The sequence below is a fragment of the Alicyclobacillus fructus genome (assembly GCF_017329605.1).
GTDB classification, from domain to species: Bacteria; Bacillota; Bacilli; order Alicyclobacillales; family Alicyclobacillaceae; genus Alicyclobacillus; species Alicyclobacillus fructus.
The window spans coordinates 68237-77727 of the sequence record NZ_JAFMTY010000015.1; the positions used below are offsets into that span (position 1 = coordinate 68237).

Here is a 9491-nt window from a genome sequence, read left to right on the forward strand (position 1 = left end):
ATTCGTTCCCAGCCCTGCATTTACGGGGGTCCGGCTTGGCGCCAGCGCCATTTCCTTCACCCGGAAGGCACGGCGCGCCCCAGATGGCGGTAAGCGGACGGCATGACGACGCGGCCGCGCGGCGTCCGCTTCAAGAAGCCGATCTGAAGCAGGTACGGCTCGTACACGTCTTCCAAAGTCGAGGGCTCTTCTCCGACGGCCGCAGCGAGTGTGTCGAGCCCGACAGGGCCGCCGCCGAACTTGTCCATGGCCGCCTCGAGAATGCGCTTGTCGGTGGCGTCCAGCCCAAGGGGATCCACGTGGAGTTGAGCCAGCGCCTCCGCGGCCTTGGCCGCGTCCACCTCGGCCCAACCCGATACCTGCGCGATGTCGCGCACCCTTTTGAGCAAGCGATTGGCAATGCGGGGCGTTCCCCGAGCCCTGCGCGCGATCTCCACACACCCGTCCTCCGTGACGGCCATCTGCAGAATCCGCGCGTTGCGCTTGACGATCTCGGCGAGATCGCGAACGGGATAATAGTCGAGGTGCAACATGACGCCGAACCGATCGCGCAACGGGTGAGACAAAAGGCCGGCGCGCGTGGTGGCGCCGATCAGCGTGAACGGAGGCAGATCCAATCGCACCGAGCGGGCGCTCGGGCCTTTGCCGATGACGATGTCAATCGCAAAGTCCTCCATCGCCGGATAGAGGACCTCTTCCACGCTCGGGGAAAGCCGGTGAATCTCGTCGATGAACAGCACGTCGCCCGGCTGGAGGTTGGTCAGAATCGCGGCGAGATCGCCCGCTCGCTCGATGGCCGGACCCGAGGTGACCCGGATCTGAACGCCGAGCTCGTTCGCGATGATCATCGCGAGCGAGGTCTTGCCGAGGCCGGGCGGACCGTACAGCAGGACGTGATCGAGCGGTTCATTGCGCTCCTTGGCGGCCTGAATGAAAATCCGCAGGTTCGCGACGACGTCGCGCTGGCCGACGTAATCGTCGAGAAAACGGGGGCGTATGGTGTCGAGTTGCGCGTCCTCGCGCATCCATTCCGCAGAAATCAACCGATCGTCCATCGGTCCACCTCCTCATGCCCCGGCTAGCTCTGGGACAGCGGTTCGGTTCGGGCATCGCGCGCGTACAGATACGTCAGTGCGGCCTTGAGGGTCTCCTCGACGGACTGATGTCCCTTTCCGACCGCCGACACCGCCTCCTCCGCCTCCCGCGGGCGGTAACCGAGCGCGACGAGCGCCGACACGGCGTCCTCCGCGGCGGGGTTCTCCGGCGAACGCGGGCGAGGCAGGCTCATCAGGGCGGAAGAGGCGAGATCATCGAGTTTCTCGCGCAATTCCACCACCAGCCGGCTCGCGAGTTTGCGGCCGATCCCGGGCAGGCGGCTCAGGCCATCCACGTCTTCGGACACGATGGCCGCGACGATCTCGCCCACGCCTGCAGACCCGAGGATCTGAAGCGCGAGCTTCGGGCCGATGCCAGACACGGCCACAAGTCGCTCAAACAGCGAGCGCTCCTCGCTCGTTTCAAACCCATAGAGCGCCCAGCCGTCCTCGCGCACGTGATGGTGTGTATACAAGAATGCGGTGTCGCCGAGGCCGAGCGCCGCAAGCGTGCGTTCGCACACGTAGACCCGGTAGCCGACGTCGCGCACGTCGAGATCGACGTAACCCGGGCCGAGAAACGCCACGCGCCCCCGCAAAAACGCGATCACCGATAACGCCTCCGTTCCCACACCCAACCGGTCCGCTTTGCATCGCTCAGCATCGCCTCCAGCTCGCCGATGCGCCCCGCATGCGCGTGCGCGATGGCGACGGCGAGCGCGTCGGCCGCATCGTCGGGCCGCGGCAGATGCGGCAGCCTCAATAACAGCCGAACCATCTCCTGGACTTGCCGCTTCTCCGCGCGGCCGTATCCCGTCACGGCTTGCTTGACCTGCATGGGCGTATATTCCATCACCGCAAGCCCCGCCTCGGCCCCCGCCAACAGGGCGACGCCTCTGGCCTGCCCCACCGTGAACGCCGTCGTCGCGTTGCGGCTGAAGAACAGTTCCTCCACCACCATCACGTCTGGCCGATGCGTCTGGCAGATCTCGGTCAACTTCTGAAAGATATGCTTGAGCCTGGCGGGCAGCGGCGTGTCCGCGCAAGTCTCAATGCAACCGTGCACCACGTGGCGGAGCGAATCGCCCGGCCCACGTTCGACGATGCCATATCCCAGCCGGGCAAGACCCGGGTCCACGCCAAGAATGCGCAAGACCTCCACGTTCGCTCCTCCTTTGCACGCTATTCTCATTCGCCACGGACCACCGAAACTCCTACCCATACAGATATGGAAAATAGAAGAAATGCGATGGGAACGGGCGATCGCTCCTTCACACCGAGCGATCGCCCGGAATCTGCCCGCCCGGATCGCGCATGTAAACGGGCGTCAGGAAGTAGCAACTGAGGGGAATGTCCATCCGCCATGCGGGCCTTGGCCCAGCGAACGCCACCACGGCGTCGTCATCGACCTGCCGGTTCTCAAGCGACCAGGCGCCTGTGTGCGTTTCCTTGACCAGGATCACGCGATGCGCCGGTGGATGCATGCGGTGGTGACGCCCGAAATCCGTGCCCGCCGGCGACACCTCGCGGGCGTGAACCGGCGCGCCGCAGATCAACCCCGCGCAGGCGGACAGCAAGGCGAAGGCCGCTTGAATCCTGCCCATACGCATTGGCATCTGAACCTGCCTCCCATCTCACCAACCAGGTTCAGATGTTAACCTGCGCACCTGCGAGGCAAATATGCGCGTCACTCGTCATCTTCCTCGTCGTCGCCCGTATCGAGATTCGTATAGACCGTCTGCACGTCGTCGAGCGATTCCAGCGCCTCGACGAGATCGTACACCTGTTCAAGCGCCTCCTCGGGCAGGTCCATCTTCGTCGACGCCTCGTACGTGAGCGAAGCTTCCTCGTACGGAATGCCCTTTTCCTCGAGGCTCAGGCGAACCGCGCGGAAGTTGTCCGGCGTCGTCTTCACCACGTACGTCCGCGCTCGCTCGATCACGTCCTCGGCCCCCGCCTCGAGCGCGATCATCATCAGTTCATCCGCATCCACCTTGTCCTTCGGCACCACGATCTCGCCGAATCGGTTGAACATCCACGCCACGGCGCCCGACTCCGCCAGATTGCCGCCGTGCTTGCGGAACAGGTGGCGCACCTCGGCCGCCGTGCGGTTGCGGTTATCCGTGAGGATCTCGAGCAAGAGCGCCACTCCGTGCGGGCCGTACCCTTCATACAACAATTCTTCATACGTCGCGCCTTCGAGCTGGCCGGTGGCCTTCGCGATGGTCCGCTGAATGTTTTCCATAGGCAGGTTGTTCGCCCGCGCCCGCTCGATGGCCACGCGCAGGCGGAAGTTCGTCTCCGGATTGCCGCCACCCTCGCGCGCCGCCTGGTAGATGTCCTTGGACAGCTTCGTGAACAGCTGCCCGCGAATGGCGTCCTGCTTGCCCTTACGCCGCTGAATGTTGTGCCATTTCGAATGTCCCGCCATGTCCATTCACTCCAAACATCAGGTTCCCCAATCGCGCAGATACCGGAAGTCGAGACCGATGGTGCGCCCCGACAGCTTGGCGATGATCGGCATGCGCCGCTTGTACTGGTTGCGGCGCACGCGTTCGACAATGCCCCGCACGAGTCGCTCGGGATAACCTCGGCTGACGATCTCGTCCGGCGACATCCTCAGGTCGACCCACTGGTAGAGGATCTCGTCCGCCTCGTCGTAGGTGAAACCGAGTTCCTTCTCGTCGGTCTGATCGGCCCACAAATCGGCGCTCGGCGCCTTTTCCAACACGCTTTGCGGCACCCCCAAATGCGCGGCGAGCTGTCGGACCTGGCACTTGTAGAGATCGCCGATGGGGTTGAGCGCGCTCGCCATGTCGCCAAACTGCGTGCCGTATCCGAGCAGAAGTTCCGTCTTATTGCTCGTGCCGAGCACCAGCGCGTTCATGGCGGCCGAGAGGTCGTACAAGGTGACCATCCGCTCCCGCGCCATGCGATTTCCTCGCCGCAGCGCGCTCGCCTCGTATCCGAGAATCCGATCCACCTGGGCGAAATAAGCGTCCACCGGGGCCGTGATGTCAATCACGGTATGCGGGATCTGAAGCGCCTCGACCACCTTCAGCGCGTCCTCGACGCTGCTCCTGCTGCTGGTGCGATACGGCATGAGGACGGCGTGCACGCGATCCCGTCCGAGCGCCTCCGTCGCCAAAAACGCCGTGAGCGCCGAGTCGATCCCGCCGGAAAGGCCGAAGACGACCTTCTGGAAGCCGACCTTGGTCACTTCATCGCGCAGAAACCCTGTCAAAACCGAGGTGACGAGCGAAGGATTCAACGACAGTTTCGCCTCAATCTCCGGTCTCATCGGTCGCCCTCCTGCGCAAAGCCTCCTGCATCTCGGCGAGCACGAGGCGGACGCGTTCGTCGCGCATGAGCGGCGTCGTGTAGCGCGCGCGCCGCACCATCCGAAAGTCGAGATCGGCCACGACCATCGCGTCTTCGGACGCCGGCCCCTCGGCCACCCACTCGCCGTCCGGCCCCATCACGCCGCTGCCGCCGTAGAAATGAACGCCGTCTTCGTAGCCGACGCGATTCGCGAACACGAAAAAGCAACCGCACAGTTGCGCGTAGACCTGCAACAACTGCCGCCAGAACGCGTGCGAGCCGAAATCCGAGGCGGCCATCGTATTGCGCCACGGGCTTGAGGCAGGGACGTAAATGACGGACGCGCCCTGGACGGCGAGAAGATACGGACTCGAAAGGTGCCACGCGTCCTCGCAGATCAAAACGCCGGCTTGTCCCCCCTGTGCGAAGAAGGTGCGGACGTGATCGCCCGGCGCAAAGTAGCGGCGCTCGTCAAACATCCCATATGTAGGCAGATAGAGCTTCCGGTGGCGATGGACGAGGCGTCCGCCCGACGCGTAAGCCGCCGTGACGAAGAAACGGCAGTCATCCGTCTCCTCGACGAACGAAAACAGCACGTCCACATGGCGGCTTGCCTCGATGAGCCGCCGAATGTCGGGATGGCTCACATGGCGCGCCACCTCGAGCGTCAGATCCTGCGTCTGATAGCCGGTGAGCGCGAGTTCAGGAAACACAACGACTTGCGCATTCGCCCGTTGGGCCTCGTTCACGTACTCCAGATGCCGGGTCAAATTTGCGGACACGTCGCCGAGCTTCGGCGCAAACTGCGCGATGGCGACGCGGAACGCCGACCAAGCCACGTCCATTCCCCCACCCCGTCGACTTCGTACCCAAACAGTATACATGCTGCATGGGGCAAACGAAAGAAAGCGCCTGGCGCGAGCAGGCGGGTAGATCATGCATCCAGCTCGCGCAGCCAGGCGTCGTGCATCCGGGCCCGATCCTCTTCGCACCGTAGAGCGTAGCGCAGCCGCCACATCCGGGCCTCCGGTTGACCCGCGCGGAACACCTCCGCCAGCGCGCGCAGCGCGATGTCCGGCCAGGCGCCGAGCTTCAGAAGGGACACGAGTCCCGCTTCGTCGAGCCCGGCCGCCTGTGCGTACGCCATCCAAAGTCTTCGATACGCGTCGGCGCACAGAGGGACGAGGTAGGCCACGTGGCTCACCCACTGAACCGGATCGGAAAACGGATCGTCGAAACCGGCGTGATCGAAGTCGATGAACATGACCCGACCGCCTGGGGCCGTCAGCACGTTGTGCGGGGCGAGATCGCGATGGCAAAAGGCGGCCGGGCGAACAGGCTCCTCCTCGTACTGCGCGTACACGGAGCGGGCGCGCGCATGAATGCGCCGGAGCGATCCGGCAAGGTCGCGATCCGCCGGGACGGCCTGCAGCCGCTCGAGAAGCTGCAACTTGGCGCGCCATTTGTCCCGGAGCGCCCCGTACTTAAGGACGTCCACCGCAACCCCTGGCTGGGCAGCGCGCTGAGCACGCGCCAGCGCCCGGGTCACGGCAAGCCGCTCGGCTTCGTCGCTGACGTCGACATGCCGACCTTCGAGCCACGGCTGAAGATAATACCACGCGCCATCTGCCCCGGAGACGCGCATCGTGCCGCGCACCGTCTCGAGAGGAAAAGCGGCCTCCACGCCGACGCATGGGTACCGTTTGAGGATGTCGGCGAGGGCCCGCAGGCGCTCCTCGCTGTCCTGGGGACGCGCGCGCTTCAGGATATACCGCGTCGTCCCGGCGACAATGCCCCAGACTGTCCGCTTCTGGACCACGGCGTCGACGTCAAGCCCGTACCCCACGCGGACGAGATGGGCAATGTCGGATGCGTCCATCAGCCGTCGTTCCCCACGTGGATGACAAACGGCCTGGACCAGCCATCTTCGTCCGTCTCGGGCATGAACGGCGCCGCCTCCCGAAAAGGCTTGTGCGTGTGCGGCCCGCCATCGAATTCGGGACTTTGCACCATCTCGCCCTGAACGCCTTCGTCCAGCGCTTCCCCAGCTTCGTCCTGCGGCGCTTCTGTCCCCGCGCCGTGCCACGGTTCGACGCCCTCATCGGGCATCACGTTGGGGGGCTGTTGCAGATACCCTTGGTGCCCTTGGCCTCCGAGAAACACATCCGGCGCACCGCTCATTTCATACGCGTGAGCCTCTGGCACATGGGCGACTGGCGGCGCGGTCCAGGCGCCGGGGACGGACTCGGGCGCGGCCGGGGCAGGTGGCACTTCCGGCTGTGCGCCGAGAGGCACATACACCACAAGCCCCGGTGTCAGTTCGCGCGCGGCCAGCGCGGGATTCAAGTGTTCCAAATCCTCCACCGTGACGTTGTACCGATCTGCGATGGATGTCCAGGTCTCACCGGGCTGCACGGCATGCGGCCAGACATACCCGAAGTACGGTTTGGCCACCTCCTTTTTGGCCTTCGGCTGCGACTTTTTCGCCTTGGGCTTCGCGGAGGTGCCCTTGCCGAGTTCTGGGATGACGATGGTCATGCCTGGAGCGATGTCGTTGGCGTTCTGGATCTGTGGGTTCGCAGCGAGAATGAGGGGCAGACGCACGCCGGTCTTACGGCTGATCTGATACAGCGACTCCCCGGGCTTTACCACGTACTTCTTCATCCTGGCTCCAACCTCCTAGGCTTCTGCGGAAGCTAGAGCAGTATATGCGCAAGCCTACGAGGTGGCACCGGATCCCCCGGGAAAGACGACATTCGGCACAGGGCCGCTCATGATGACATACACCACGGGCGATCTCGCCGTCACGTGCACCGGGGCGCGCACCAGCGGGGCCATCGTCATGACGTCGGCGGTCAACTCGAGATAGACGATGTGCACCACCTGATTCACGCCTTTGGATTCCACGTCCGCGTCGAGCCGCGCGTGAACCGCTCCGACAAGGGAAAAGGATACGGGGACCGTGACCGTGTACCCCGCGAGGATGGAACCCGAGAGGGCCTGGAGCAGAGGAAGGGGAAGCGTCTGTCTGCGAAGCGTCTGGAGGCGGGTTTCACTCGCGTGAATGGCTTCGCTCTGGAGCTTGGCGAGCTTCGCCATGTCCAATGTGACAATGGAAAACGCTTGGCCGCTCGGGCCTCGCTCCATCCGAACCCGCACCAACTCCTCGCCGTTCGGATAGGCCGCGAGGACCTCTCCCATCGCTTCGTTCAACGCTTCGGTGGCCACCCGAGCGGCGAGCGACGCGGATGACGTGCGCACGATGGGTGCGAGCCGCCACTCCACCCAAAAGGCGCCGAAGGCGAGGGCGGCGAGGCACAACAAGGCGAAAGCGAACCATCGCCGAGAAGATGCGTGCCACCCCGCTGCGCGCATCTCTCTCGGCCGGGTGACTCGCCCCCGGCGAGGCACGAACGATCTCGGCACGTCCCTCACCCCCTCGTCCATACCTACGTGGACGAGAAGCCCAACATACCTCGCCGACGATGGCCGGTTCGTCACTGCACGCGCAGCCGAACGAACTGCCGCTTGCCCCGCTGAATGACGTCGCCATCCTGCGGCTGGTACTGCAGGTCCGTGTCGGTCACCTTGTCCCCGTTCACCCGAACCGCGCCCTCCTGGATCGCGCGGCGCGCGTCGCTGTTGGACTGCGCGAGGCCGAGATCGACCAGCCACTTCACAATCCACCGGGCCTCATGGTCGACGCGCCGCTCGGGGATATCATCCGGCAGGCCGCCCTTTTGAAAGACGGTGCGCCAGTGCTCCACGGCCTCCCGGCGAGCCTCTGGCCCGAGAAACCGCTCGACGAGTTCTTCCGCCAGCTGCATTTTGGCGTCTCGCGGGTTCATGCGGCCCGCCTCGACGTCTCGCCGCATGGCCTCGATCTCCTGCTCGGGCCTGAGCGACAGCAGTTCATAGTACTTGAAGAGCAGGCTGTCCGGCACCGACATCAGTTTGCCGAACATGTTGTTCGGCTCCTCATCGACGCCGATGTAGTTGCCGAGGCTCTTCGACATCTTGTTGACGCCGTCAAGTCCCTCAAGCAGCGGCAGCATGACGGCCACCTGCATGGGCTGGCCGAACTCCCGCTGAAGGTGGCGGCCCATCAGCAGATTGAACTTCTGATCCGTTCCGCCAAGTTCCACGTCCGCGCGCAGATGCACGGAATCATACGCCTGCATGAGTGGATAGAAGAACTCGTGCACGTGAATGGGCCGATTTTCCTGAAACCGCTTTTGGAAGTCCTCCCGCTCCAACATGCGCGCGACGGTGATGGTGGAGGCGAGCCGGATGACCTGGGCGAAGTCAAGCGGTGCCAGCCAATCCCCGTTGTAAACCACCTGGGTCTTTTCCGGATCGAGAATCTTGTAGAGCTGCGCGACATAGGTCTTCGCGTTCTCGGCCACTTCCTCCGCCGAAAGCTGCTTGCGCGTTTCCGCTTTGTCTGTCGGATCGCCGATCTGACCCGTGAAACTCCCGATGACGAGAAACACCTGGTGACCGAGATCCTGAAACTGGCGCAGTTTGTGCAAAACCACGGTGTGGCCGAGGTGGATGTCGGACGAGGTCGGATCAATGCCCAGCTTCACGCGAAGCGGCGTTCCCGTCCGCACGGACTCCCTCAATTTCTGCACCAGTTCCTCTTCCGGGACGATCTCGGCCGTCCCGCGCCGAATGATGGCCAGTTGGCGAGCCACTTCCGCCTCCTGGTCCGCAGTCAACACGGTCTCCGCTGCCACCTGATTTCGCTCCTCCTGCGTCCGTTCCTAGGGTGTTCTGTGTCAGCGATTGAGCGCCGACACCCAGTGTCCCCACCATATCACATCGCGGCCCATTTTGCACCGGACATACCCGCACTCAGGAGTAGGACAGCCGCAGGCCGCGCATGCTAACTTCACACAGGTGCCGAGATCGGGCGAAATACGGCGAAAAACCTACGATGATGCCCCTTTTTGTCGTGTGCTATAATCGTGCCACAAAGACCTGCGGTGAAATGTCAAGGGGGTGACGAATGAAATTCGTGTAAGTTCAACTTGAGACAAAGCAAGCCCCCCCTAAGGAGGGTGATTGGAAGTT

At 63.9% G+C, this 9491-nt stretch carries 11 protein-coding genes; all 11 read right to left on the reverse strand.

Going from position 1 to position 9491, the window contains the following annotated elements; all coding sequences use genetic code 11:
• Positions 1–56: 56 nt before the first annotated feature.
• The 11 genes from ruvB to tyrS all read right to left on the reverse strand — a co-directional run bounded on the left by ruvB (position 57) and on the right by tyrS (position 9154).
• Positions 57–1055, reverse strand: coding sequence for a Holliday junction branch migration DNA helicase RuvB (ruvB, locus tag J3481_RS09165; protein ID WP_206831737.1), 999 nt, complete (start codon positions 1053–1055; stop codon positions 57–59).
• 23 nt (positions 1056–1078) lie between these two features.
• Positions 1079–1705: a Holliday junction branch migration protein RuvA gene (gene ruvA / locus J3481_RS09170; protein WP_206831738.1), complete on the reverse strand. Its 627-nt coding sequence runs from the start codon at positions 1703–1705 to the stop codon at positions 1079–1081.
• The gene (ruvC, locus tag J3481_RS09175; protein WP_407929328.1) at positions 1702–2256 is read right to left on the reverse strand and encodes a crossover junction endodeoxyribonuclease RuvC; all 555 of its coding nucleotides are present in this window, start codon (positions 2254–2256) and stop codon (positions 1702–1704) included. The genes ruvA and ruvC overlap by 4 nt, the downstream gene beginning before the upstream one ends.
• 109 nt (positions 2257–2365) lie before the next feature.
• Positions 2366–2710: a hypothetical protein gene (locus J3481_RS09180; RefSeq protein ID WP_206831739.1), complete on the reverse strand. Its 345-nt coding sequence runs from the start codon at positions 2708–2710 to the stop codon at positions 2366–2368.
• A gap of 71 nt (positions 2711–2781) precedes the next feature.
• A complete protein-coding gene (locus J3481_RS09185) occupies positions 2782–3525 on the reverse strand; it encodes a YebC/PmpR family DNA-binding transcriptional regulator (RefSeq protein WP_206831740.1) in 744 nt (247 codons plus the stop codon).
• 18 nt (positions 3526–3543) lie between these two features.
• Positions 3544–4395 carry an NAD+ synthase gene (locus J3481_RS09190; RefSeq protein WP_206831741.1) on the reverse strand — a complete coding sequence of 284 codons (852 nt, stop codon included), beginning with the start codon at positions 4393–4395 and terminating at the stop codon, positions 3544–3546.
• The gene (locus J3481_RS09195) at positions 4379–5260 is read right to left on the reverse strand and encodes a nitrilase-related carbon-nitrogen hydrolase (RefSeq protein ID WP_206831742.1); all 882 of its coding nucleotides are present in this window, start codon (positions 5258–5260) and stop codon (positions 4379–4381) included. The genes J3481_RS09190 and J3481_RS09195 overlap by 17 nt, the downstream gene beginning before the upstream one ends.
• 89 nt (positions 5261–5349) lie before the next feature.
• On the reverse strand, positions 5350–6294 hold the full coding sequence (locus J3481_RS09200; protein WP_206831743.1) for an aminoglycoside phosphotransferase family protein: 945 nt from the start codon (positions 6292–6294) through the stop codon (positions 5350–5352).
• Positions 6294–7079: a LysM peptidoglycan-binding domain-containing protein gene (locus tag J3481_RS09205; protein WP_206831744.1), complete on the reverse strand. Its 786-nt coding sequence runs from the start codon at positions 7077–7079 to the stop codon at positions 6294–6296. Before J3481_RS09205 ends, J3481_RS09200 begins: the two co-directional genes overlap by 1 nt.
• 54 nt (positions 7080–7133) lie before the next feature.
• Positions 7134–7841, reverse strand: coding sequence for a sporulation protein YunB (locus J3481_RS09210; RefSeq protein WP_328702086.1), 708 nt, complete (start codon positions 7839–7841; stop codon positions 7134–7136).
• A 71-nt stretch (positions 7842–7912) separates the two neighbouring features.
• Positions 7913–9154 carry a tyrosine--tRNA ligase gene (tyrS, locus tag J3481_RS09215; protein ID WP_206831745.1) on the reverse strand — a complete coding sequence of 414 codons (1242 nt, stop codon included), beginning with the start codon at positions 9152–9154 and terminating at the stop codon, positions 7913–7915.
• Positions 9155–9491: the final 337 nt, after the last annotated feature.

Coding starts and splice junctions, on each gene's coding strand:
- J3481_RS09185 (WP_206831740.1), bottom strand. CDS start 3,525: ATGGCGGGACATTCGAAATGGCACAACATTCAGCGGCGTAAGGGCAAG.
- ruvB (WP_206831737.1), bottom strand. CDS start 1,055: ATGGACGATCGGTTGATTTCTGCGGAATGGATGCGCGAGGACGCGCAA.
- J3481_RS09180 (WP_206831739.1), bottom strand. CDS start 2,710: ATGCCAATGCGTATGGGCAGGATTCAAGCGGCCTTCGCCTTGCTGTCC.
- J3481_RS09205 (WP_206831744.1), bottom strand. CDS start 7,079: ATGAAGAAGTACGTGGTAAAGCCCGGGGAGTCGCTGTATCAGATCAGC.
- J3481_RS09190 (WP_206831741.1), bottom strand. CDS start 4,395: ATGAGACCGGAGATTGAGGCGAAACTGTCGTTGAATCCTTCGCTCGTC.
- J3481_RS09195 (WP_206831742.1), bottom strand. CDS start 5,260: ATGGACGTGGCTTGGTCGGCGTTCCGCGTCGCCATCGCGCAGTTTGCG.
- J3481_RS09200 (WP_206831743.1), bottom strand. CDS start 6,294: ATGGACGCATCCGACATTGCCCATCTCGTCCGCGTGGGGTACGGGCTT.